Origin of the sequence: Arthrobacter sp. MMS18-M83 (assembly GCF_026683955.1) — a bacterium.
Taxonomy (GTDB): domain Bacteria; phylum Actinomycetota; class Actinomycetes; order Actinomycetales; family Micrococcaceae; genus Arthrobacter.
In genome coordinates, this window is record NZ_CP113343.1 from 41,535 (window position 1) to 65,748 (window position 24,214).

22 protein-coding genes and 1 pseudogene are annotated in these 24,214 nt (G+C 64.3%); 15 read left to right on the forward strand and 8 right to left on the reverse strand.

Features of this window, described 5'->3' with window-relative positions; all coding sequences use genetic code 11:
* Positions 1-3: 3 nt before the first annotated feature.
* The 11 genes and pseudogenes from OW521_RS00185 (at position 4) to OW521_RS00235 (ending at position 10,650) form a co-directional block, all read left to right on the forward strand.
* Positions 4-1,230 carry an acetyl-CoA C-acyltransferase gene (locus OW521_RS00185; protein WP_268021953.1) on the forward strand — a complete coding sequence of 409 codons (1,227 nt, stop codon included), beginning with the start codon at positions 4-6 and terminating at the stop codon, positions 1,228-1,230.
* The gene (locus tag OW521_RS00190) at positions 1,230-2,036 is read left to right on the forward strand and encodes an enoyl-CoA hydratase/isomerase family protein (RefSeq protein WP_268021954.1); all 807 of its coding nucleotides are present in this window, start codon (positions 1,230-1,232) and stop codon (positions 2,034-2,036) included. Before OW521_RS00185 ends, OW521_RS00190 begins: the two co-directional genes overlap by 1 nt.
* Positions 2,036-2,923, forward strand: coding sequence for a 3-hydroxyacyl-CoA dehydrogenase family protein (locus OW521_RS00195; RefSeq protein ID WP_268021955.1), 888 nt, complete (start codon positions 2,036-2,038; stop codon positions 2,921-2,923). The genes OW521_RS00190 and OW521_RS00195 overlap by 1 nt, the downstream gene beginning before the upstream one ends.
* A 71-nt stretch (positions 2,924-2,994) precedes the next feature.
* On the forward strand, positions 2,995-4,155 hold the full coding sequence (locus OW521_RS00200) for an acyl-CoA dehydrogenase family protein (RefSeq protein WP_268021956.1): 1,161 nt from the start codon (positions 2,995-2,997) through the stop codon (positions 4,153-4,155).
* 119 nt (positions 4,156-4,274) lie between these two features.
* A complete protein-coding gene (locus OW521_RS00205) occupies positions 4,275-4,514 on the forward strand; it encodes a hypothetical protein (protein ID WP_268021957.1) in 240 nt (79 codons plus the stop codon).
* 103 nt (positions 4,515-4,617) lie between these two features.
* Complete coding sequence (locus OW521_RS00210; protein ID WP_268021958.1) at positions 4,618-5,946, forward strand: MFS transporter; 1,329 nt, start codon at positions 4,618-4,620, stop codon at positions 5,944-5,946.
* 92 nt (positions 5,947-6,038) lie between these two features.
* Positions 6,039-7,304: an MFS transporter gene (locus OW521_RS00215; RefSeq protein ID WP_268021959.1), complete on the forward strand. Its 1,266-nt coding sequence runs from the start codon at positions 6,039-6,041 to the stop codon at positions 7,302-7,304.
* A 137-nt stretch (positions 7,305-7,441) separates the two neighbouring features.
* On the forward strand, positions 7,442-8,095 hold the full coding sequence (locus tag OW521_RS00220) for a histidine phosphatase family protein (RefSeq protein WP_268021960.1): 654 nt from the start codon (positions 7,442-7,444) through the stop codon (positions 8,093-8,095).
* 53 nt (positions 8,096-8,148) lie between these two features.
* The gene (gene fabG / locus OW521_RS00225; RefSeq protein WP_268021961.1) at positions 8,149-8,907 is read left to right on the forward strand and encodes a 3-oxoacyl-ACP reductase FabG; all 759 of its coding nucleotides are present in this window, start codon (positions 8,149-8,151) and stop codon (positions 8,905-8,907) included.
* Positions 8,904-9,377 carry a MaoC family dehydratase gene (locus tag OW521_RS00230; protein ID WP_268021962.1) on the forward strand — a complete coding sequence of 158 codons (474 nt, stop codon included), beginning with the start codon at positions 8,904-8,906 and terminating at the stop codon, positions 9,375-9,377. The genes fabG and OW521_RS00230 overlap by 4 nt, the downstream gene beginning before the upstream one ends.
* A 71-nt stretch (positions 9,378-9,448) precedes the next feature.
* Positions 9,449-10,650 (forward strand): annotated as a pseudogene (locus OW521_RS00235) (acetyl-CoA C-acyltransferase).
* A 266-nt stretch (positions 10,651-10,916) separates the two neighbouring features.
* Here the strand turns inward: OW521_RS00235 and OW521_RS00240 are convergent.
* The gene (locus OW521_RS00240; RefSeq protein WP_268021963.1) at positions 10,917-11,984 is read right to left on the reverse strand and encodes a YeiH family protein; all 1,068 of its coding nucleotides are present in this window, start codon (positions 11,982-11,984) and stop codon (positions 10,917-10,919) included.
* Between the two features lie 166 nt (positions 11,985-12,150).
* On the opposite strand from OW521_RS00240, the gene OW521_RS00245 reads away from it, so the two are divergent.
* The 4 genes from OW521_RS00245 (at position 12,151) to OW521_RS00260 (ending at position 16,903) form a co-directional block, all read left to right on the forward strand.
* Positions 12,151-13,056: a LysR family transcriptional regulator gene (locus tag OW521_RS00245; RefSeq protein WP_268021964.1), complete on the forward strand. Its 906-nt coding sequence runs from the start codon at positions 12,151-12,153 to the stop codon at positions 13,054-13,056.
* A gap of 454 nt (positions 13,057-13,510) precedes the next feature.
* Positions 13,511-14,032, forward strand: coding sequence for a DsrE family protein (locus tag OW521_RS00250; protein WP_268021965.1), 522 nt, complete (start codon positions 13,511-13,513; stop codon positions 14,030-14,032).
* A 271-nt stretch (positions 14,033-14,303) separates the two neighbouring features.
* A complete protein-coding gene (locus OW521_RS00255) occupies positions 14,304-15,422 on the forward strand; it encodes an alanine racemase (protein ID WP_268021966.1) in 1,119 nt (372 codons plus the stop codon).
* An 827-nt stretch (positions 15,423-16,249) separates the two neighbouring features.
* A complete protein-coding gene (locus OW521_RS00260; RefSeq protein WP_268021967.1) occupies positions 16,250-16,903 on the forward strand; it encodes a hypothetical protein in 654 nt (217 codons plus the stop codon).
* Positions 16,904-17,042: 139 nt separating this feature from the next.
* Here the strand turns inward: OW521_RS00260 and OW521_RS00265 are convergent, their stop codons facing one another.
* The 7 genes from OW521_RS00265 to OW521_RS00295 all read right to left on the reverse strand — a co-directional run bounded on the left by OW521_RS00265 (position 17,043) and on the right by OW521_RS00295 (position 23,805).
* A complete protein-coding gene (locus OW521_RS00265) occupies positions 17,043-17,255 on the reverse strand; it encodes a hypothetical protein (protein ID WP_268021968.1) in 213 nt (70 codons plus the stop codon).
* Positions 17,256-17,743: 488 nt separating this feature from the next.
* Positions 17,744-18,526 carry a Crp/Fnr family transcriptional regulator gene (locus OW521_RS00270; protein ID WP_268021969.1) on the reverse strand — a complete coding sequence of 261 codons (783 nt, stop codon included), beginning with the start codon at positions 18,524-18,526 and terminating at the stop codon, positions 17,744-17,746.
* Positions 18,523-18,978 carry a hypothetical protein gene (locus tag OW521_RS00275; protein WP_268021970.1) on the reverse strand — a complete coding sequence of 152 codons (456 nt, stop codon included), beginning with the start codon at positions 18,976-18,978 and terminating at the stop codon, positions 18,523-18,525. Before OW521_RS00275 ends, OW521_RS00270 begins: the two co-directional genes overlap by 4 nt.
* A gap of 565 nt (positions 18,979-19,543) precedes the next feature.
* Positions 19,544-19,795 carry a MerR family DNA-binding protein gene (locus OW521_RS00280; protein ID WP_326494046.1) on the reverse strand — a complete coding sequence of 84 codons (252 nt, stop codon included), beginning with the start codon at positions 19,793-19,795 and terminating at the stop codon, positions 19,544-19,546.
* Positions 19,749-19,919 carry a hypothetical protein gene (locus OW521_RS00285; RefSeq protein WP_268026130.1) on the reverse strand — a complete coding sequence of 57 codons (171 nt, stop codon included), beginning with the start codon at positions 19,917-19,919 and terminating at the stop codon, positions 19,749-19,751. Before OW521_RS00285 ends, OW521_RS00280 begins: the two co-directional genes overlap by 47 nt.
* A gap of 179 nt (positions 19,920-20,098) precedes the next feature.
* Positions 20,099-20,794, reverse strand: coding sequence for a hypothetical protein (locus OW521_RS00290; protein WP_268021971.1), 696 nt, complete (start codon positions 20,792-20,794; stop codon positions 20,099-20,101).
* Positions 20,795-22,137: 1,343 nt separating this feature from the next.
* Positions 22,138-23,805 (reverse strand): exo-alpha-sialidase, encoded by a 1,668-nt coding sequence (locus OW521_RS00295; RefSeq protein WP_268021972.1) that lies wholly within the window; start codon positions 23,803-23,805, stop codon positions 22,138-22,140.
* Between the last annotated feature and the right edge of the window lie 409 nt (positions 23,806-24,214).

A 24,214-nucleotide genomic window follows, 5' to 3' on the forward strand; every position in this document is an offset into this window, starting at 1 on the left:
GATATGGCTGAGGCCTTCCTGATTGGTGGCGCCCGCACGCCCGTGGGCCGCTACGGCGGCGCCCTCTCCTCCATCCGGCCGGACGACCTCGCGGCAATGACCGTACGCGCCGCCGTCGAACGCGCCGGTATTGACCCGACCGTTGTGGATGAGGTGATCCTCGGCAACGCCAACGGCGCCGGTGAGGAGAACCGCAACGTGGCCCGCATGGCCTGGCTCCTGAACGGCTACCCGGACAGCGTCCCGGGCATCACCGTCAACCGCCTGTGCGCCTCCGGCCTGTCCGCCATCATCATGGCCTCCCACATGGTCAAGGCCGGCGCCGCGGACATCGTGGTGGCCGGCGGCGTCGAGTCGATGAGCCGTGCCCCCTGGGTCATGGAAAAGCCGGACAAGGCCTTCGCCAAGCCCGGAGCCGTCTTCGACACGTCCATCGGCTGGCGCTTCACCAACCCGGCGTTCCTCTCCGGGCAGCATTCCCGCGACGGCAAGGCCGCGTTCTCCATGCCGGAGACCGCCGAGGAAGTCGCCCGGGTGTTCGGGACGTCGCGTGACGACTGTGACGCCTTTGCCGTCCGTTCCCATGAACGGGCCCTGGCGGCCATCAACGCCGGCCGGCTCGCCGACGAGATCGTGCCCGTGAGGATCACCGGACGCAAGGGCGCCATCACCCTCGTGGACACCGATGAGGGACCCCGCCCCGGGACAAGCCTGGACGTCCTCGCCGGACTCAAGCCCGTGGTCAGAGGGGGCTCCGTGGTCACCGCCGGCAATGCCTCCACCCTCAACGACGGATCGTCCGCCATCATCGTCGCCTCCGAGGCCGCTGTGCAGAAATACGCGCTGACGCCCCGCGCAAGGATCCTCGAGGGCAGCTCCGCGGGAGTGGCGCCTGAAGTAATGGGCATCGGTCCCGTCCCCGCTACCCGGAAGGTGCTGGATCGCGCCGGGCTCTCGGTCAATGACCTGGGCGCCGTCGAACTCAACGAGGCCTTCGCCTCCCAGTCACTCGCCGTCATGCGGGAGCTCAAGCTGGAAGAGGACATCGTGAATTCCGACGGCGGCGCTATCGCCCTCGGCCATCCGCTCGGGTCTTCCGGGTCCCGGCTCGTCGTCACCCTGCTCGGACGCATCGAACGCGAACTCACCGGCAACGTCCGCAAGCTCGGCCTCGCGACCATGTGCGTCGGCGTCGGCCAGGGAACAGCCCTGCTCATCGAGGGTGTCTGATGACGGCGGTGGTGATCGACGCCGGGACCTCGCTGGACCCATCGTCCTTCGCGGCGCTGCTGATTGAGGAACGCGGGGACCGTTTGGCGGTACGGCTGCACAGGCCGGAGGTGCGTAATGCAATCGACCAGACCATTGTCGATGAGCTGCATGCAGTCTGCGCGCACCTTGAACGGACACCCAAAGTCCTGATTCTCTCCGGCACTCCCGGTGATCCGGCCACCGGAACAAAGGCCATTTTTGCCTCCGGCGCGGACATCGCCCAGTTGCGCGGACGACGTCGGGATGACGCCCTGGCCGGGATCAACTCCGGCGTCTTTGACCGGATCGCGAAGCTTCCCATGCCCGTCATCGCGGCACTGGACGGCTTCGCGCTGGGTGGCGGGGCGGAACTGGCCTACGCGGCCGATTTCCGTATCGGCACGCCGGGCCTGCGGATGGGCAACCCGGAAACCGGGCTGGGCATCATGGCCGCCGCCGGGGCAACATGGCGACTGCGCGAGCTCATCGGGGAACCCTTGGCCAAGGAAATCCTCCTCGCCGGACGCACCCTGACAGGCCAGGAATGCCTCAGCGCCGGTCTGATCACAGAACTCGTTGAACCCGGGCACCTCCTGGATGCCGCCCACGCCCTCGCCGACCGCATTGCCCGGCAGGACACCCTCGCCGTGCGCCTGACAAAAACCGTCTTCCACTCGCCGCGGGAGGTCCATCCACTCATCGACAACCTGGCCCAAGGCATCCTCTTCGAATCCGCGGCCAAATTCGACCGCATGCAGCAGTTCTTGGACAGGAAGAAGCAGTAATGACAAACACCATCGAAGCGCCCTTCGACACGCCTTCCGGGCTCCTGCCCGCCACCGTCGGGGTGCTGGGCGGCGGCCGCATGGGTGCCGGCATCGCACATGCCTTCCTTCTCAACGGTTCGAAAGTGACCGTCGTCGAGCGCGACGACGACTCCGCCCGCGGCGCCCAGAAGCGCGTCGCCGCTTCCGTCGCCGCGTCGTTTGACCGCGGCACCGTATCAGGGGACCGCGATGAGGTCCTGAAGAGGTTCGATACGAGCACCGACTACGCCGCCTTCGCCTCCTGCGACCTCGTCGTCGAGGCAGTTCCCGAGGACGCAAAGCTGAAAGCGACCGCACTCAGCGCCGTGGCGGAACACGTTTCCCGGCACGCCTACCTGGCGACCAATACGTCGTCCCTGTCGGTCAGCAGGCTCGCCGAGGCGCTGCCCAGGCCTGAGTCGTTCCTGGGCCTGCATTTCTTCAACCCTGTCCCGGCCTCGACGCTCATCGAGGTGGTCGTCGGTGAAAAGACCACCGAAGAGACGGTCGCTGCCGCGAGGCGCTGGGTGTCCGGGCTCGGCAAGACCGCCGTCGTGGTCAAGGACGCCCCCGGCTTCGCCTCCTCCCGCCTGGGCGTCGTCATCGCACTGGAGGCGATGCGGATGGTCGAGGAAGGCGTCGCTTCTGCCGAGGACATCGACAACGCCATGGTTTTGGGCTACAAACACCCCACCGGACCCCTGAAGACAACGGACATTGTGGGTCTTGACGTGCGCCTCGGCATCGCCGAGTACCTGCATGCCACCCTTGGCGAGCGTTTCGCACCGCCGCAGATCCTGCGCGACATGGTTGCTGCCGGTGATCTGGGGCGCAAGACCGGCAAGGGCTTCTACAACTGGAACTGATCGGGCGGCGGCGCGCAGCGCCTCCAGCCCGTCTTCGCTCCCCGACCACTCGACCACGGCGAAAGGCCCCCATGTCTGACATCAGTGACCTGATTGACTTTGACTCCCTGCTCACCCCGGAAGAGCTTGCGCTGCGCGATTTGGTACGGTCCTTTGTGGACAGCGAGATCAAGCCGAACATTTCAGGCTGGTATGAAAAGGGCCACTTCCCGGTGGAGATCGTCCCGGAACTGGCCAAGCTCGGCCTGCTGGGCATGCACCTGAAAGGCTACGGCTGCGCCGGACGCTCCGCCGTTGACTACGGCCTGGCAGGTGCGGAGCTGGAAGCCGGCGACTCAGGGACACGGACCCTCGTTTCCGTGCAGGGATCGCTGGCGATGAGCGCCATCTACAAGCACGGTTCGGAGGAACAGAAGCAGGAATGGCTGCCGGCAATGGCCAAAGGCGAGACGATCGGCTGCTTCGGGCTGACGGAACCTACTGCGGGCTCGGATCCGGGCAGTATGACCACTTTCGCCCGCCGCGACGGCAGTGACTGGGTACTCAACGGAGCCAAGCGCTGGATCGGACTGGCCTCCGTGGCCCAGATCGCCATCATCTGGGCCCAGACCGACGAAGGCGTGCGGGGCTTCCTGGTGCCCACCTCGACCCCGGGGTTCACGGCCACGCCGATCGGAGCGAAGCTGTCCATGCGTTCCTCCATCCAGTGCGATATCGAACTCACCGACGTTCGCCTGCCCGAATCTGCGGTGCTGCCGAACGTCGTCGGGCTCAAGGGCCCTTTCTCCTGCCTGAACGAGGCGCGCTACGGAATCATCTGGGGCGCCATGGGCGCTGCCCGCGATGCGTTCGAGGTCGCCCTGGACTACTCCAAGGGCCGGATGCAGTTCGGCAGACCGCTGGCCGGTTACCAGCTGACCCAGCAGAAGCTGGTGGACATGGCACTGGAGATCAACAAGGGCTTCTTGCTTGCCCTGCACCTGGGCCGCAAGAAGGACGCCGGAACGCTGCAGCCGGACCAGATCTCGTTAGGCAAACTGAACAATTGCCGCGAGGCGATCAAAATTGCCCGCGAGGCCCGCACCATCCTCGGCGGTAACGGCATCACGCTGGACTACTCGCCAATGCGCCACGCGAACAACCTGGAATCCGTTCGCACTTACGAGGGCACCGACGAAGTCCACGCCCTCATTCTGGGCCAGCGCCTCACCGGCGTCTCCGCCTTCCGCTAAGCCGGGAGCGGCGGCCTTCGATCCAACAATAAGGTCCCTTGAGAAACAGCGAAGTTACCGGGACCCCACGCGAAGGAACTCAATTCATGCAAACGTTGAGGCGAAATGAACCCTATCTGATGACGCGGTGGAAGTACCTGTGGCGTGAGGAGTTCGTCGAGCTGCGCCGGGAGGGGCGGGAAATAGACTCCGGCTGGGTCGATGACGTCAGCCCTGATGGCACCATCATGTGGATACATCTGACAACAGGAAGAGGCCGCGTCATGATTCACGTCAACGACGGACTCGACGTCTGGCGGGTAGATACCCGGATATTGCTAAACCGAAACGCGCCGATCCCGGCCAGGCTTACGAGCTAGACCGGCCAGGCGCCCCCGCTGGCATGACACGGGCCGGCCAAATGCCAGGCGTCAACCGTCCGTGCTGTTGGGCGAAGGTGCGTAACACTAGAAGGGTAATGACATGTCCAAAGTCACCACACAGCAAGCAGTGCCGGAAATAATGACGCCACCGGGTCAAGAGTCACGCGCAAAGGCGTGGGGCCTGACGTCCGTATTGGTTTTGCTGTACACCATTAACTACACCGACAAGATTCTGCTCGGACTTGTTGCCCAACCCCTCAAAGACGAATTCGGGCTCACGTCATCTCAAATCGGGCTGACCGCGAGCGTGTTCTTCTTCGCGTTCTCGGCCGGGGGTTTTTTTGCCGGACTCATCAACAAGTGGGCCACTCTTAAATGGTCCCTGATAGGGTTGGCCGTCATTTGGGCGGCCTGCATGGTTCCCATGATCCTCGCAGGCAGTTTCGTGGTCCTCCTGGTCAGCCGATTCCTGCTCGGCCTGACAGAAGGCCCATCGGGTGCGCTCATCCATACGGCTGTGTATTCATGGCACCCCATGGAAAAGCGCTCCATGCCCGGAGCGTTCATCGCTTCCTCAAGTTCGTTGGCAAAGATCGCCGCTGCACCGGCGTTGGCCTTCCTCATCGTGCAATTCGGCTGGCATTCGGCCTTCGTTGCCATGTTGGTCGTCGGCCTGGGTTGGTGCGTGCTGTGGTACTTCACCTGGCGGCCGGGACCCTACGGCGAAGTCGGGATTCCGGGTGTCAAAGGTTCCGCCACTACTCCGGCTCCCGCTGTTCCGTGGATGTCGATCTTCCGCACGCGGACCTTCCTGGGTGCACTTGCAGCTGTTACCCCCATGTACGCGCTGCTGACCGTTGTCCTCACGTGGTTGCCGTCGTACTTCGAAGTCGGACTGGGTTTCACCCGTTTCCAGGCCGGAGCCATGTTCGGATTCCCCAGCATCGCGGCAATACTCGCAATGTTCTCCAGCACGTACCTCAGTGACAAGTTCATGAGCCGGGGCGTGAGTTCGAGGATCATGAGGGGAATCGTCCCGGCAGTGGGACTCCTTGTGTGCGGCGTGTCGATGGCAGTGCTGCCCTACATCGGGACGCCGATCATTGTCGTCGCAGTTGTCTCAATCGGCTACGGAATCGGCTGCATCCTCGCTCCGATCATGAACGCAGCCATTTCACAGATCTGTCCCAGGAATCAAGTAGCTGGTTCATTGGGCATGTTCCTTTCCTTGATGGCCATTGGTGGCATCGTCGCTCCGCCATTGACCGGAATGATCGTGGACCAGGCAGTTTCACCTGCTGTCGGATATGCACAGTCCTTCCAGATATTCGGCATTGTTGCGATCGTCGGCGCCATTTTGGCCATGATCCTGGTGAATCCCGACCGTGACTCGGCGCGAGTGATGGCACAGCTTAGGACTGCTGCCTGATCAGGCCATGTCACCGTGGCTCGGCGTTGGACCCCTGCCGCTACGGCAAAAGGGGCCTGCCTGTCCTGCCACATACTGAGGAGAACCCGACCGTGACCACCGCTGTTTCAAGATCGACCACCCCGGGCCTGATGAGCCTCGGCGTTGTCCTGACCCTGGCCACGGGGATCGGTCCGTTGCTCACCACGGGTGTGAGTGCCCTGGGTCCTTTGCTGTCCCGGGACTTGAACCTGACGCGCCTGGAGTTCGGCTCCTTCGCTGTGGTGGCCTGTGTTTCCGCGGCGCTCCTGTCCACGCCGCTCGGCTGGGCTGCCGACCGGTTGTCACAACGCACCGGCATCCTGATGCTCCATGGCTTCGGGCTGAGTGCCATGGTCGCGGCAGCCTTGTCCCAGTCCATGGCCGGCCTGTGGGTCAGTGCTGTCTTCGGCGGGGCAGCCCTTGGCTTGGCCAATCCTCTGACCAATGGCATGGTGGCGTTGCGGGTGGAGCCGGGCCGCCGCGGCATGTTTGTGGGCGTGAAACAAACGGGCGTCCAGCTCATCCAGGTGTTCACCAGCCTGGCCTACCCGCTGGCTGCCACGCTGGTGTCCTGGCAGGCAGGGTTCCTGGTGGGCGCTGTGGTCACCCTCCTGTCGCTCTGGGTCGCCCTGCACTACGTCCACGTCCGTCCCCAATGCGCCGCTCCAACACGCGCATCCGGGAACCGGCCGCGCCACGTCAAGGCGGTAGGACTCGCGTGGCTCGTGGCCTATGCCTTCCTCTCCGGCGTCCAGTACCAGACCTTGGCCACTTACCTGCCGCTCTTCGCCTTCGAGGGCCTCCACCTGCGGGCCGAAATCGCCGCTCTGTGCGGTGTGGTGCTGGGGGTGAGCGGCCTGGTGTCACGGTTGGTCTGGGGCCGGCTGACGGAGCGGTTCAGGGCCCCCGGGGTGCCGCTGGCCTTGATTGCGGTCTTCAGCGCCGTGGCCGTAGCGCTGGTAGCCGGTTCATCGCTTTGGGGAACACAAGTCCTCATGTGGACCGGAACCGCGCTCTATGGTTTGTCCGGAACCGCCGCCATGGTCATCCTGCTCACTGTGGTCATGCGCCTGGTCCCCGCGTCCCAGGCCGGCGCAGCGACGGGACGGATCTCCATGGGGTTGTTCGCCGGCTTCGCCGCAGGTCCGGTGCTTTTCGGATTGCTGGCCGACCACGGGGGGTTTTCCGCCAGTTGGGTAAGCCTGCTGGCCGCAAGCGTGATGATGATCCTGGCACCGTTTGGCTTGCGCAGGCTGGCTGTTCCAGATCAACCCATAGAAGAAGTACACCTGAGCGGGCGGACCGCCACGGATCTACGGCAGGCTGATACCCACTGACGTGCCCGCCGGGCAATCCCGGTCACGGAAGCCCGCAAAGATCTCGGGCGCCCCACGGGTTGTGCAAGCATCCTGCTGGCACCCCGATAGCCAACAAGGGATGGTTCCCGGCCGCCACGTTGGCTACGGTCGGGACTGTGAGTGTTCTCTATTTGGTCCGGCACGGACAAGCATCATTCGGCACCGAGGACTACGACCGGTTGTCAACATGCGGCAAAGACCAGAGTCAAGCCCTCGGCACCTACTTGATGCGGGCTGGTTCAACTCCGACCCGCGTCGTCAGCGGCGGCATGAAACGCCAGCGCCAGACGGCACAGGGACTCATCGAGGCTGCCGGCTGGGACACGTCCCCCGTCGTTGATCCGAGCTGGGACGAATTCAACGCCCCCGACCTGCTGAACGCCTATCCGGAAGAAGACCCCAGCGCCAAAACCGACTCGCGAGCCTTCCAGCGACTGCTCGAGAAAGCCTCTGCGCGCTGGGCCTCCAACAACCACGACGCCGACTACCTGGAGTCTTTCTCTGCGTTCACCCAGCGGATCGACACGGCCCTCGACGACGCCGTCGCAGGGCTCGGATCGGGGCAGGACGCAGTGGTCGTCTCGAGCTCAGGCGCCATTGCCTGGGCAGCGGCCCGGCTTGTCAACGGCGGCTTTCCACAATGGCTCGCCTTCAACCGGGTCACAGTAAATTCCGGTGTCACCAAGATCGTCACCGGTTCATCCGGGAAGACGATGGTGACTTTCAACGACCATGGCCATCTTCCCCGCTCCTGGGTCACGTACCGCTAGGCGGCCAGGGACAGGTATCAACTTCGCCCAAGAGTAAGGAAACAGGTTTCATCATGACTGATCAAGAACGCACGGCGCTGGTCACCGGAGCAGGACGCGGCATCGGCGCCGAAATTGCCCGGCGCCTGGCGTCCGACGGATTCAACATCGCAACGATCGACCTCGACAAGGCCGGGCTTGAAGCCCTCACAGCCGAGCTGGCCGCAGCCGGCCACCGGGCGATCGGCATCGTCGCGGACATCTCGGACGAAACGGCCGTCGAGGCCGCCGTCGCTCGCACGGCAGACGAACTGGGCCCTCCGGTCGTGGTGGTCAACAACGCAGGCATCATCCGTGACAACCTGCTCTTCAAGATGACTGTCACCGACTGGGACATGGTCATGAACGTGCACCTGCGCGGATCCTTCCTCGTCGCCCGCGCCGCCCAGAAGCACATGGTCGATGCCAATTGGGGCCGCATTGTCAACCTCTCCAGCACCTCGGCCCTGGGCAACCGCGGCCAGGCCAACTACTCTGCGGCCAAGGCCGGGCTGCAGGGCTTCACCAAGACCCTTGCCCTGGAACTGGGCCCCTTCGGCGTGACCGCCAACGCGATCGCCCCCGGCTTCATCGAAACCGAGATGACCGCCTCCACGGCCGAGCGGATGGGCATCACCTTCGAGGACTTCACTGCCAAGGCAGCCGCGGCGATTCCGGTGCGCCGCACCGGAAAGCCCGCGGACATCGCCAACGCCGTGTCCTTCTTCGCCTCCGAGAACGCCGGGTTCGTTTCCGGCCAGGTGCTGTACGTGGCAGGTGGCCCGAAGGCATGAGGATCTTCAACGGCATCGACGACTTCGCACAGCGTGTGGGCGAGGAAATAGGCGTCACTGAATGGCGCACCATCACCCAAGAAGACATCAATGCCTTCGCCAAGGTGACCAACGACCACCAGTGGATCCACGTCGACACCGAGCGTGCCGCCTCGGGCCCATTTGGCACCACGCTGGTGCACGGCTACATGACGCTCTCGCTGGTAGCCGGGTTCATGTTCGACACCTACCGCATCGACGGGCTGTCCATGGGCGTGAACTACGGATCGAACAAGGTCCGTTACCCCGCCCCGGTCCTGGTCGGCTCGCGCCTGCGCGGCCGGATCAAGCTGGTGTCCCTTGACCGCGAGGACACGTGGGCACAGGCAACAGTCCAGGTCACCGTCGAACAGGAACTCGACGGGGAGGCGAAGAAGCCAGGCTGTGTCGCCGAGGTCGTCTCCCGGCTCTACGAGGCACCTGCCGCCTAAACCGAGGCAAGATCGCTCGTCCTCCGCTGCCCCGCATACGCCAAAGACCCCCTTCCTGAAGGAGCACCTCCATGCCCAGAGCAGCCATCGTCGCAACAGCCCGCACCCCCATCGGCAAGGCAAACCGCGGGGCCTTCAACAACACCTCCGCCCCGGAGCTGGCCGGGCACGCGATTGCAGCGGCACTAGCCAAGACGGGAATCGACCCGTCGCTGGTCGAGGACGTCATCATGGGTGCCGCCGCGCAACAGGGAACGCAAAGCTTCAATGTCGCCGCCAGGGAGCGCTGCGCGCAGGGCTGCCGGTAACGGTTCCGGGGCAGACCATCGATAGGCAATGTTCCTCCGGCCTGATGGCGGTCGCGACCGCGGCCAAGCAGATTCTCGTCGACTCCATGGCGGTGACCGTGGGCGGCGGAGTCGAGTCCATCTCGCTCGTGCAGAACGAACATCTCAACAAATACCGCAGCAGGGATACGTGGCTTGAGGCCAACCACCCCGGCACCTACATGCCGATGTTACGGACGGCTGAACTCGTGGCCGAGCGCTACGGCATCAGCCGCGAGGCGCAGGACCAATTGGGGGCGGCCTCCCAGCAGCGGGCAGCCGATGCCCAGGCGAGCGGCAGGTTCAGTGATGAGATTGCGCCTATCCGGGTCAGCACGCTGAAGACCGACAAGGAAACCGGCGAGGTCACGGAGTTCGAGCAACTGGTGTCCCGGGACGAGGGCGTTCGCGCCGGCACCACCTTCGAAACCCTTTCGGGGCTCCGCACGGTACTGAATCCCGGGGATTTCACAGCAAACCCAACCGTGACAGCCGGCAATGCCTCGCAGCTGTCCGACGGGGCCTCGGCGAACGTGTTGATGAACAGCGACCATGCCGCGTCCCTGGGTCTGGCGCCACTTGGCTACTACTGCGGCATTGCCGTGACGGGGTGCGAACCCGATGAAATGGGCATTGGTCCGGTCACAGCCATTCCACGGCTCTTGAAGAACCACGGGCTCACCGTTGATGACATCGGGATCTGGGAGCTGAACGAGGCCTTCGCCTCGCAGGCCGTCTACTGCCGGGACTTCCTGGGGATCGACCCGGAGAAGATGAACGTCAACGGCGGCGCGATCGCCCTGGGCCACCCGTACGGGATGACGGGCTCGCGGGCCGTGGGCAGCGCCCTGCTCGAGGCGCGGCGCCGCGACCAACAATTCGTCGTGGTTTCCATGTGCGTGGGCGGCGGCATGGGGGCTGCGGGCCTCTTCGAAGTCGCACGCTAGACGGTACCCACCAAATACGGTGCGTTCGTGCGGGAACATGACTACCGGCGCACGTTACTCGTCAGGGTGCGCCCAGATCTGGACGACCCCGTTGGTCTGCCCGAACTCCAGGCGGCCGGCCAGCACGAGCGAGTCGTGCCGGCAGCGCGAAGGGCCGAGACCTTGAAGTAGTCGTACCGGATTTCAAAGAACGGTCCGACGCACCACGGCGGCCGCCACCATCGGGGCCGAATCATGAGTTCCATGGTGGTCATGACGGTTTGCTCCTAGATGAAGTGCACGCCGACAAATGCCAGCGCTGCGATGAGACCCCAGGAGAGCATCGCTGCGATGATGGCCCTGCCACTGGTCTGGAGCAGTACCCGGACCTGCACCGACGCCCCCAGCCCGTACAGGGCTGCGGCAAGCAGCAGGTCCTGGACCGTGCCGGCAACTTCGAGGACGACGGGCGGCAGGATCCCCAGCGTCCGCAGAACGATCATCGCCATGAACCCGGCCACGAAGAGCGGGATCAGGGGAGGAAGCTTGATGCCGGTGTCCTCAGCGCCGTTTGCCGTCCGTCGGCGGCGGAAGCGTCCCACCAGCGCGGCTCCGGTGACCATCGGCGCAAGCATCAGGACACGGGTGAGTTTGATGATGAGCGCTCCAGCAAGGGAAGCAGCACCCGCAGTCTGCGCCGTTGCCACAACCTGCCCCACATCGTGGACGCTGGCTCCCACCCAGTATCCGAACTGCACAGGGTCCAGGCCAAGGGGCCCCTTGAGCGCGGGAAGGGCCCCGATCGCCAGCGTCCCGCACAGGGTCACAAGGGCGATTGGAACAACGGTGTCGCGGTGATCCGTTTTGGTGACCCCGCTCATGGCCCCAATGGCGGAGGCGCCGCAGATGGAAAATCCTGTGGCGAGAAGCAAGGGCTGATCGCCCGGAAGTTTAAGTGCCTTGCCCAAGACCAGCGTTCCCGCAAAGGTCAGAAGGACAACGCCAACCACGATCGCAAGCGTCTTCCAGCCCAGCGCAGCCACATCGATGAGGCTGAGTTTGAGACCCAGCAAAATGATTCCCAGCCGCATGAACCGCTTGGCGGAAAATACCAGCCCGGGGTGCAGGACTCCTTCTACGGCGGTACTGATCCCGGGGAGATTTGCAGAAAGAATTCCCAGCATTACTGCCGCTGTAAGGAAAGGCACCACCGGGAGGGTCGAATGGATCAGCCAGGCAATGGCGACGGCGGCCGCTGCCGCGGTCAGTCCGGGCAACCGCTTGTTCCTCAAGCCTCGGGGAAGCAGCGCATCCTGCCGTACGTCTTTGGCGGGTGTGGCAACGTCTTGTCTCATACTTGTCTGCGATCCTCCCGGAGCCGGCATGCGCCAGGCTCGCTCTGGATCTCTTGGCTGCTCATCTCCCAATTCTCGGCCGAGATATGGTCCGGGGATAGCCGTCTTCTTGACATAGGGATATATCAAAATCGCAACACATTCCGCATTGTTATATGCTTAGCGCATGGCAAAGTGGCCGGATCTGACCGTACTGGAACTAGTGGTTGGAGTGGACGATTACGGAAGCCTCAGCGCTGCCAGCCGACGGGCGGGCCTAGCTCAACCCAACGCGAGCCGATCGATCAGATCGATGGAGCGCCAGCTGGGCATGACCCTGCTGCAGCGAAGTCCAACAGGTTCCACACTCACCCCCCAAGGCACAGTCGTCGCCCATTGGGCGCGAAGAATCCTCGCCGAAACACGGCAGATGCTCGAGGCCACCGATTCCCTGCGCGCTGAGAGACGGAACGCACTGACGGTAGCTGCCAGCATGACTGTCGCCGAGCACCTGGTGCCCAGTTGGCTTGGCAAATTTGGAAGGCTTCACCCCGGAGTGCGGATACACCTGCTTGTCCACAATTCCGCACAGGTTTTCGAGGATGTGGCCAGCGGAGCCTGCGATATAGGCTTCGTGGAATCTCCAACTATCCCCCGCACCTTGCATAGCCTCACCGTGGCCCGAGACGAACTCGTCGTTGTCGTTCATCCTAAACACCCGTGGACCCGGCGACGGGAGCCGATCTCCATTGCCGAACTAGCATCAACCCCCTTGCTGGTCCGCGAACCGGGGTCAGGTACCCGGATCACGCTTGACCTTGCATTGCTCGAGTACCCGCGTGCAGCTCCCTTGCTCGAACTTGGCAGCGCGGCCGCTATCCGTACAAGCGTTTTGGCCGGCATGGGTCCCTCGGTGATGAGCACCCTTGCAGTGGCAGACCAAGTAAAGACCGGAGAACTAAAGATCGTGCCAGTCCAAGATCTTGTCCTCCATCGGGCGTTGCGTGCAGTGTGGAACGGCCCCCGTCAACTGTCAGGTCCAGAAGCAGAGCTCGTACGGCTTGTTCGTAGCCCGAGAACATCCCAAAAGTAGACTTCACGACCAACACCCGGCAGAGGAAAGAAGCGAAGGATTCGCGTCTCTATACACACCGCCATCGTCGCGACAGGCTGGCGCAATACGCCGGGCGCCGAGACAAGGCGTTCTTCGCCGGCCACATGGCTTCCGAGAAGCCGAAACGGCGTCCCTGGCCGCCACGCTGCTCAGGGACCCTGTTACGACAACCGGCAGCGCCCCGACGTGCTCGGAATAGATCCTGGATGACCCCCCCCGTCCTGGACGCGGATGCGTGGGGGTTTACCTGGCGTCGCTCTGGCCAGCGCAGGCGTCCTCGACCACCGTGACACATATCGGCCGGCATCCGCGGCTCCCAGGGCGGTGGCCAGAATACGGCCGTCGATTGCCACGCCAGTGAGGATAAGCTCTTCCTCCGACGGGAATTCGATCGGCCAGGGCTTGCCCCCATCTGGAGAACGTCGGAAGGTCAATGGAGACGCTCGCCCTCAACGCCTGGAAGCTCGATGTGCCAGGTGGGATCGCCACTCCCATGGTGTGCAATGGGATAATCACCGCAAGTCTTGCCCGGACCGAGGTTTGGCCTGCCGATGCTGAAGGAGCGCTCATGCCGGACACCGATTTTTCTAACGATACCCCTGAGGCCGATACCTCGCGGGGTGTTCTGGTCCACAGCGCAGGACCGGCGGAGAGCGCCAGGCTCGCGGCAACCCTGCGCAGTGCCGGAAACGCAGTGGCAGCCCTCCCTCCCGGCGTCCCAGTCGAGGTCGTTGTCCAGGGCCCGGGAGTGGGTCTGCTGGTCACAGGTTCAACGCTGGGGAAGCCCATCAACGAAGCAATCGGTCACGGCATCCGGATCCTTGCGTGCCGGAATAGCCTGCGTTCAGCGGACCTGACACCGGGGCAGCTCCACGCCGGTGTCGGATCCGTGCCAGCGGCAATTGCCCATCTGGCGACGCGGCAGTGGGAAGGGTGGGCGTACATCCGCCTGTGATACCCGCTTTCACGTCCCACACCATTGCGGGGGCGCCGCCATGAAAGCCCCGGAAACGCAGCGCAACGTGGAGTCGAACCCGTCAAACATCGTGCGCGAACAGCTAGGCCCGCGAGTCGGCCGCCATGATGCGCGACGACGTCGAACGCGTTGCGCTTACCGGGAACGTTTACGTGCTGCGCCGCCGCCACGGCAAAAGGGCGCCTTTCTGAACCCGGATAGAATCTCCGGGTACCCAGCTTCCCGAACGACCCTGAAAGAATCGCACCGCATGCCGCACCTTGACGCCGCCCTCCCGCTCCATACCTTGCCGCAGATGCTCCTGGACGTTGCCGCCGTCGAGCGCAATATCGGGATCAAAGAGGCCTGGACACGGGAGCACGGCATGGTGCTGGCCCCCCACATCAAGACCACGATGACGGGCGAGATTGTCCGCCGACAATTGCCCGGCTCCTGGGGCGTGACCGTGGCGACCACCGCGCAGGCCGCCCACGCCATCGGCTGGGGTGCCACCCGGATCCTCATCGCGAACGAGATGCTGTTTCGCGGCCACCTCGAGCAGCTGCGTGCCTGGCTGGCGGCCTCGTCGGAGCTGGATATCTACTGCCTGGCGGATTCGGCGGCGGGCGTCCGGGCCATGGCCGAGGTGTTCCAGGACTCGCCCCGGCCGCTGAACGTTTTGATCGACGTCGGGACCCCCGGTGGCCGCACCGGGATCCGCAGCGAGGCCGAGGCCGGGCCCCTGGCCGCGGAGATTCGTGCCGCCAGCGGCCTGCTGCTGGCCGGCGTCAGCGCCTACGAGGGAGTGGCACCGAACACCCGGACGGATGAAAACCTGGCCGGGATCGATTCACACTGCCGCCTGGCCCGCGACATTTTCGATGAACTGCACCCCGCCTTCGAGGTGGAGCTGCCGGTCTTCAGCAACGGCGGCTCTGCGTTCCAGGACCGGGCGGCCGCCTTCCTGCCGCACAGCGCCTCCGTCAACGTGCTTCGTTCAGGCTGCTACGTGGTGCACGATCACGGCACCTACCAGGGCGTTTCCGCGGTTCCCGGCCTCACCGCCGCGGCGGTGGTGCGGGCGCTGGTCATCTCCGCCCCCGAAGCCGGGCGCGTGGTCCTGAACGCGGGCAAGCGCGAGTTGGCGTACGACGCCGGCCTGCCGGTGATCGTTTCCCGGTACCGTAACGGGGCCCTCCTGTGCGCCGGTGCAGGCGCCACGCTGACCCGCCTCTTCGACCACCACGCCATCGTGGACGACGCCGAAGGCCTGCAGGTCGGCGACATCGTGGACCTGGGCATCTCCCACCCCTGCTCGGTGTTCGACCGCTGGCGCGAGGTCGTCGCAGTCAGTGATGACGCCGTCGAGGTCTGGCGGCCAAGCTTCTAACCCGTGCTACAAGCCGCAGACATCCGCAAGCGTGCGTCTAAGCGAGGAACGAGCGAGCATGTGCGTGCCCTCACCAACCGGGTTCCTTGACCGAGGTCCTTTCGTCATCCCACACGACGGTCACACTGCCAGGACACGGGCGGGACGGAAGGCACTGCGAACGTCGCGGGATCTCAGACGGGGGCGCAATCCCGGGCTCTAGATGCCCAAACCCCGCTTAGACCACGAATCCGGGGCGCCCAAAGTCCTCACAAGATATGTAGACCGCCCTCGCCAACCCATGAAGAAGCAAGAACACAGATGCCCGCCCGACGGGAGGAAGGAGGCACCCGGCCAGACCAATGGCCACCAACAAAAAGGGCCCCGAAGGGGCCCACAAAAAGCTGATTTGTCAACAGTCAGAGGGCCAAAGGCCCCCTGACCTGCGGAACCACTGTGCCCGAGGTGGGACTCGAACCGCATTCCGGGACGCGAAAACACTGGGGACTCCCGAAAACATAAGCAGTCCGAGCCAAACCGGCGGCAGTACGGCCCAGTCCAACGGCAAAGGTGTGCACATTGTGCACCCTATTTTGGGCCACCTTAGAGTCTTCAGTCGGTCTCAGGGACCGACGAACCGCTTAGCGGCCAACTGGCGTCGTGGATTCGCCTGAATGGCCCGACGACAGAACGTCCGCTATCGGCGTCAAGTGAGACGAGTAGACGTGGATGAGATATCTCGGCAAATCGTGTTCGAGTGGAATTCACCGCGGCACGCGCTGGATGATGCCATGCCACCGCCGAAGACTCCCGAAATCGATTGCTGACAGGGCAGACAAGGGGGTTGAATGTGCCTTATGGTCGACTGGGTTCTAATCTCCAACCTCGGCACCGCTCTCGGCACGACGGTGCTCGCCGTCGCAACGTTCATTTCCACGAGATCGGCCAACCGGTCGGCGCGGCTGGCCGAGCGCGCCCTGCTGAATGGTTTGCGCCCCATCCTGCTGCCCTCCAACTGGTCGGACACCCCGCAGAAGGTGCGGTTCATGGAAGGAAAGTGGATGGTGGTGCACGGGGGCCACGCCGCCCTAGAAATCGCCGACGACGCCGTATACCTGTTGATGTCTGTTCGCAACGCCGGTGCAGGGGTGGCGGTCCTGCACGGATGGCACCTGCCTCCGGACGCCAGGGCACCGCTGTCTCGGGTCGAGGAGTTCCACCGGCTGACCCGCGACATCTACGTGCCGGCCAACGACGCCGGGTTCTGCCAGGTCGCTATCCGGGACCCGGAGTCGGCCGACTACCGTAACGCAACCGAGGGAGCGGCCGGTGACGGCTTCGCTGTCGACGTGCTCTACGGAGACGCCGAAGGCTCGCAGCGTGTTGTCTCTCGCTTTTTCATTACTCCAGGACCTGCCGGCCTTGGCCATGAACGCGAGGCCGAGTGGCTGCTGATGGTCTCGCGTCACTGGAACTTGGATTTGCCCGCGCCGCGCGGCTGAGGTATCGCGGCGGTGTGTGACCGTCCGCTCCCGGTTGAAGGAACCAGACATAGCCATCGCCGACCTGAATGACGCCAGGCGGCTCAATAACAGTCTCGGCCTCGTCTGGATGTCCCACCACGTACTTCGCCATAACCGATCACACCCCGTGTTCCGTCGTGAAGAGCACCGCGCCGTGGCCGACGAACAGACGCCCGTTGACTCCGGACTCGGAGCCAAGCACCTGAGTTGCAGCGAACTTGGCGGGCTCCGAACGCTGGAGCGCGGTGAGGATCTGGTTGTCCACCGATTCCTTCGACTGATCTACCCGGTAGATCTGACCTCCGGTATGCACGAACGTTTTTTCAGCCATGACGATCCCCTCTCTTGTGGCGTGAATGCAGCGCCAGCCTACCCGTGCACAAGGAGGGAGTGAAGCCGTTGGCTAAGATCACGCTGAACGGCGGTCCGTGCGACGGGTACGCCATCGGATACTCGAACGGTTTAAGCTTCCGATCAAACGGGGTTCGTTGTTCCACCGGGTGTTGGGACGCATCAATCCGGTCTTCCACGTTGGGGCAGTCGTCATCGCCTTGCTGCTGCCTCCACTCACCGCTTCGAAGGGATGGCGATCCTCGCCTACCTTGCCGGGGCCATGATCGTCACCTCACTCCTCCTGTATCGGCTGCAGCCGTTGGGTCTCCGCGTCAGAATCGCATATGCCGGAGGGACCGAGGAGCCCCGAACGCTTCGTCAGCTTATTTGGCCGGGTGTAGAGACCCTTCATCCCTGATGGCGTCGCTGGTACACGGCCCCTCGTCCTGGACGAAGTTACCCGATGGCCGGCGTGGCTGACGGTGATCAAGTGGACCGGGCCATTGACCGCAGGGCGGCAAGGTTCTGTATCGTGATCCGGCCGCGGCCTTGCCGGATGATGCCTTGGGATGCGAAGTCGGCCAAGGTTTTGCTGGTCGCTTCGCGGGTGGCACCGAGCAGCCCGGCGATTTGTTCGTGGGTGAGCCGGATCGGCCGGTTCTGCCCGAATCTGCCGGTCCGTGCGGTCCCGGCGAGACCGAGCAGGGTCGAGGCCACGCGGGCGGCCAGGGGGCGGAGCGCCAGATCTGCCAGTCGTTCTTCGAGCCGGGCAACTTGCTCGCCGAGGAGCCGGGCAATGCGGATGGCGATCCGGGGATCGGAGATCAGGAAGCGTTCCACTTCCTCGGCGCCGAGCAGGCAGATCGCCGAGTCCTCGATGGCTTCGGCGTAGTTGTCGTACATGCGCTGGCCGACCAGCAGCATTTCCCCGAAGACGGCTCCGGGTTCGAGGATGGCCATGGTCAGGGCCTTGCCGTCCTCTGCGACCCGGAAGATCCGCACCCTTCCGGTCTTGAGGATGAAGAGGGCCGTGACGGGCTGGGACTGGCTGAAGACCAGCTCTCCGCGGCGGAACATGCGGGCCGGGGCCATCAGGTCCATGGCCCGCATTTCTTCGGGGGCGAGGTCGGCAAACAGATCCACTTCGTCCAGGCAGGTGAACGGATCTTCCGGTCCGGACTCATAGGGGTCGAGGTCGCGCCGCCGTGGGGCCCAGGGCCGGGGGCCGCCGGCGGCGGCCTCCAGGTCCCGTCCGATGTCATCGCTCATGCCCGGCCTTTCAGCACGCGCACGGCCACGAGGGCCAGGGTGGCCCCGTAGGCCAGATGTCCCATCAGGGACAGCCCCGCCATCATGTTGACCATGAACAGCGGCATGCCCAGGATGGCCGGCATGATGACCAGCGGGCCGAGGACCCACCAGACTGCGCCGTAGCCCAGGCCCACCAGAACGCCCCGGCCGTAGGAGCCAAGGACCCCGGCGAAGGGTACCGTCAGGCCGAGGCCGACCAGGACCGAGATCACCATGTGGATGCCGAAGCCGGCCCAGGCGGAAGTCGAGCCAACCAGGGAGGCGACCATGGGCAGCATGCCCATCATCGCCATGAGCAGCCCGAACACCAGGCCTCCGGCGATCCCGCCGGTGACCCCGGCCGTGACGCGCCTGCTCAGATGAAAAGCGGAAAGATGGGGGTGGCGGGCCACCGGAGATGTCGCGGACATTTTGACTCCTTCTCGCGGAACGGATCGTGCCTACCCTCGAAATCTAGGCCCAGGCCAGTCCGTCGTTCTGTGAACTGGGACACACAACGTGAGGATAACGGTCGCAGGCTCGGGGAACCATCCGGGCTCCGACGGAGGCCCGGAGTTCTCCGGGCATCGGGTCACCGGAGGAACGGAATTACGAGGTGTTTTCCAACCCCTGTTTGCCGCTGGAGGTCCGGAGCATACTGGTTGCAGCGCTGGGGCGAGTGGAAGCGGGATGGAGAACCGTTGATTGCTGGTCGTGAAGTGGACGCCGCCCTGGCGGCCGGGTCAGGGCGGGCCCTCCGGGCGCCCAGATGCTGGCTGCCGCCAAGTTTCCAGGCGGCCTCATTCGTGCGGCTTGATCCGCTAAAGACCGGGCTTCGCAGGGGGTTGCTATTGCTGGATGTAGACGTTCGCGCCGCTCTCCGGCACGGACTTGTTGAAGTTGATCACTTCCGGAGATGTACCCTGTAGCGCCGTGATGGACGCGGCACCCAGGTGCGCCGGTCTCCGGGGACGGACAACATCACCGCGGGGCGGGCTAGAGGTAGCTGCAGATACGCTCGGGGTCGCAGTCCGCTGGATCCGCTGCGACAGCGGCGTCATGGACGGTGGCCTGCAGCGCCGTGAGCTCCGCGATCCGGGCGTCCAATTCGGACAACTGCTTAGCCAGCAGGTCCCGCACGTGGATGCACGGAGCCTGGCCGGCGTCGCGACCGAAAGAATGCCGCCGATCTGGGACGGCGTCAGTCCTGCCGTCCGACCGCGGCGGATGCGCCACCGGCGGCATCATCGGGATCACCGCCGTCGCCAAGGACGCCGGTGACCTGGCCGCAGCAGGGGTCTACATCCTGGAGGCCGGGATAACCGTGGACCGGGTGGCGAATCTGTCGCTTGGCGGCGATCTCTTGCGCCAATGGAGCCAATGGACTTGGGGAACCGGTGAACGCCAGGCCCTTCTCCAGGGGGCCTCACCGGAGGTGCCCTCGATCGGCGACGAGGACGCAGACCTTAACGACCCGCTCCTCGGGACCTTCACCGTCAGGGCGTCGACGGCGACGAACGTTTGCCGGCCGACGTCAGGCCGCCGGGTCAGTCAATCGCTGGCCCTGACCGCCTCGAATACGGTCGTGATGGGCGGCAAGGGCTCGTTGAAGTCGATGCCGAGCGCGTCAGCAACCTGGCTCTTGAAGTAGGCTGCGAAGTCGGAAGCGTTTGCCGCGAAGCGCCTGTTGGCCTCGGTTGGATCGGGCGCTTCGAAGTAGACGCTCGTGAAGTCGCCCATGGGTGTCGAGATGATGTAGGCGCGGTGCAGATTGACCCCGTTCTCTCGATTGTTGGCCTCCCACTCCGCACTCCGGGGCCCGGCGGTCTCCCGACCGAGGGCGCGAAGAAGATCCGTCTTCCCGGGTTGTATCGGCGCCGAGAAAGCGATCCCGGGATGGCGTGAGCTGCCCGGCACTGAGAATTCCAGGTATTGCTCGGCGGATGGGGGCGGCTGTGCTCCGATGTCGATTCCGTGTGTGCCCTTGATATGATCGCGTAGCTGCTGCGCCACGTCGGACGGATCGTCGACTTGGTTCTGGAAGGACCGCTCGATCGAGTCGGCCTCCTGATACGTGGTGACCACGTCCCCCATGGGTGTCGTCATTTGGTAGACCCTGACAAGACTCAGGCCGCCGTTGGCGAGAAAGCCCTGCAGTCCGGGATGCCCGGTCAGACGAGCGCCGATCTCGGCCGGCATCGCTTCCTTGCCGGGTAGGACGGGGGCGGGAAATGCTATCGAACCCATCGTTCTTACCTCCTGTTCTTGAATCCATCGGTCGCTGTCGAATACTTCTGGTGAAGGCCTAGATACCCCGTGGGGAGGAAACTACGCACTCTAGTATTCGCATTGTGGCGGGAGCCGCCGATGCTTTCAATACCTGCCCCGTTTTGGAGTGAGAAGTGTTGCAAGGAGAACACTGTTCCGTATGCCGGTCCCCCACCGCGACAACCCGGTGACGGGGTCTGCCCCGTGCACGCGTGGAACTACATTGAGATCCTCCGCAGCGCCCGGATTGCGCTGGTGGGTCGGCCCCCGCCAAAACCATCACCTGCCGATTGGCTGACGGCATGACCGGCGCGTCGACCGTCCTGAAGCGGCCGAGACGACGGAATCTGCGCTGCACTTCTTGGCTTGCGGGTGCAACCTGGAATGCCGACGCTTCCTCGGGTCCATAGGAACTTAACCACCGTCGCCAGTCAACCGGTAGTCCCGCCACAAGCAGGAGGAGAGCTGTCCGGTTCGGGGACCCTCTACGGGTCAGTCCGCACTAGCAGCCGGGCATCCTGATTGCGGGCCTTTACTTGCGGGGCGTAACGAACGGGACAGCGCTTGCAGCTAGGGACAGCATGCAACCCGTGAAAGCCAGGCTTATTAGCGCGATCCGCTGGGAACCCAGCGGCTTGCCTTTCTGACGCGGGTGGCGCGACTCGAAGATGGCGTAGGGGAAAGTCATCACTAGGCCGATCAGCATGAGCGTTAGAACTGCTAGCGGGCTAATCATGAGGACTCGTTCCGTTGACCCAGTCCCTGCCGCTGAACTGGGGCAGTATCGACTCTAGGGGCGCTTCGGGCGCATGTCTACGTTCTTTCGTGTCCACTTTCCCTAGACACACGCGCGCTGAATCGGCCAACATTCGGCGCGGAGCGATGCTGCGGCATCATTCGTCTCTTCCGGCTGTCCCTAGGCATGCCGATGAGCGATGAGATTGAGGGCGGCCTGAGGGGGCCCGAGGCGGCCCGAGATGGTTCCGCTCAACGCCGCCCAGGTCCACATTGTGACTCACATCAGGGGAAGCAGCCCGGGTACCCGGCCTTGAAACTGGCAACCTCTGCACTGTCTAGTGTTCCGTCTGGTAGGAATCCGATCTGCGCGTAACCGCAGGATGTGTTGCTGCCGTCGGTGGTGCTGCCGTGGCTGTTCGACACGCACAGATCTCCGAAGAGGTTTCCTCGTACGTTTCCGCCGATAGTTTCACAGGCCTTTTGTTCGATCTCCAGGTGTGAGGCTTTTTCTGGGCTGCCAGTGCCGAGGCTTGGGCGGCCTAGCGACCACCTCGGATGCCGGCCCTCCGTTCGACTCTTTACGATCAACCACTGGTTCCGTAGAAGGCATCCTGGCCCGAACCGCAGCGGGTGGTGAAGCAGACGGTGTTGCGCATGTCGGTCCACAGCGCAGCGGTCGCCCCAGACGGCAGATCGGCAATCCCGCTGTAGTCCCCCATGAAGGTGGTGGGGTGCGGGAAGGCCGCGTTGACCGTAGTGCGGGAGAACCAGCGTTCGCCCTGAGTAGGGTCTGAGAGCGTCGTGCTCACCTGATGGGTTGTGAACGACAGCGCGCCTGGCGCGGTCTCGGTGGCTAGCGTGTAGCCGTACTTGTGATTACCGGGGTCATAAGAGCGGTCGAAGTACCCGACCCGCAGCAGCCCATCCGCCCCGTAGACCGCCCACGGGAAGAACTGGTCGTTCGGCTCGTTGATCGCAACCGGCGCCGACCAGGTGGCCCCGCCGTCGTTGGACTGGCTGAGGACCACGTCGGCGTTGGTGACCGCGCTGTAGGGGTCGCTCGGCGCGGGCAGCGTCGAGTTTCGCATGTCCGACCATACAACCGCGAGGTGGGACGCGTTGGTGGGGTCGGCGACGAGGTTTCCGGCCGAGTTCACCCGGAACTCGCTGTCCTGCAGGGTCTGGCGTCCGTAAAAGGCGATGGGGTAGTCGGTGAACCCATCGACGAGATCAGCCACCTTGTTGGGGCCGGCCACCAGAGCACCGGTTGACGGACTCACCTTGACGACCAGGTACTGGTCGCGGAATGTGGCAAAGTTTGACAAGTTCTCGAAGGCGACGTGAATGCTGCCGTCGGCCGCGACAACAGGCACCGAGAACTGGTTCTGATTGCAGGTGTTCGCGGGCGTCGAGAACGCGCCCACACAGAACGGAGCCGACCCGGAGATCTGCTGCGGCTCGCTCCAGGTGTTCCCGCCGTCGTGCGTCACCGAGTCGAATATCGGCGAGGAGGTGAAGGTGCCTCTGAGGCCGAGGTTGAACCTTGTCCAGGTGACGATCGCGTTGCCGGTCCCCCAGGCCGCGATGTACTCCTTGTCATTGAAGATCCCGGCGCTGGTCATGATTCCGCTGCCCGCAGCGACAACCGCGGGCGCTGACCATGCCTGTCCGCCGTTGGAGGAGTGCGAGACAACCACATCCGGATTGGTGCAGCAGAACTTGCCCTGGCTGGATGTTAGCCCCAGGGTCGCGTAATAGGCCGTGCCGGCCGCGTCGAAGGCGATCGCCGGGTCGCCGGTGCTGCTGTAGCGGTCCTCGTCCGGGATCGGAGACGTCGTCCAGGTCGCGCCACCGTCGAAGGTGACGTGAGCCCGCGAGTAGCCCGTTTCGTGGACCGTGCCGCCGGGGCTCACCGACAGCTGGAAATCGTTCACTCCCCCGATCAGGTTGCGTGGGTTCACCGGGTTGACGGCAATCGTGGTCTCATTGCGAGGGGCGGTGCCTTCGCAATCCGTGTTCACGTTCACCACCGGCGAACCCGTGGTGGAGCAGATCGGGCTCGGCGGGTTCCGCGTGGTGCCGGGCATCCCGCCCTCCGCGTCCTCGGTCAGCGGCCCTTGTACGCTGTTCCACGTCAGGTGCGTGGCCGGCGTGCTAGTTGCGGGGGCGGCTTCACCCGGGGCGGTTCCGAGGGACGCGAGTACGAGGCAGCAGGCTGCAACGGCACTGAGTAATCGGGGCGGGGTGGTCATCGGGTTCTCCTGACAGGAGTGCGGGGCCGTGTGGCCCGCACCGGGCGGGGCTGTACCGAGACCAGGTCCCATGCTACGGGGCATCCGTTATGTGAGCACGAGTAGCCGATACCCGAATTCGAAGGGGTGGTCCACTCGGAAACACACTAGCCAGACGACGCTGGGGATCCCCGTTTACGGCGAATCCCGGGCGGCTCCCGGGATGAACGAAAGCCGCTGCCTGGAGCAGCTGGTTCCTGTCCGTGACCGGCGCTGCCTTCCGTGAGTAGAAGGCCTGTTTGGAGAAGCCCAGCACCCGGAACTCCCGGAACTCCAATAGTTTCCTGCGAACGTCACACAACTCCCGGGTCATGCTGCGCCGCAACAACCCAGCCATGAATAGCCGGAAGAATCTTCGCCGTTTGTCGTT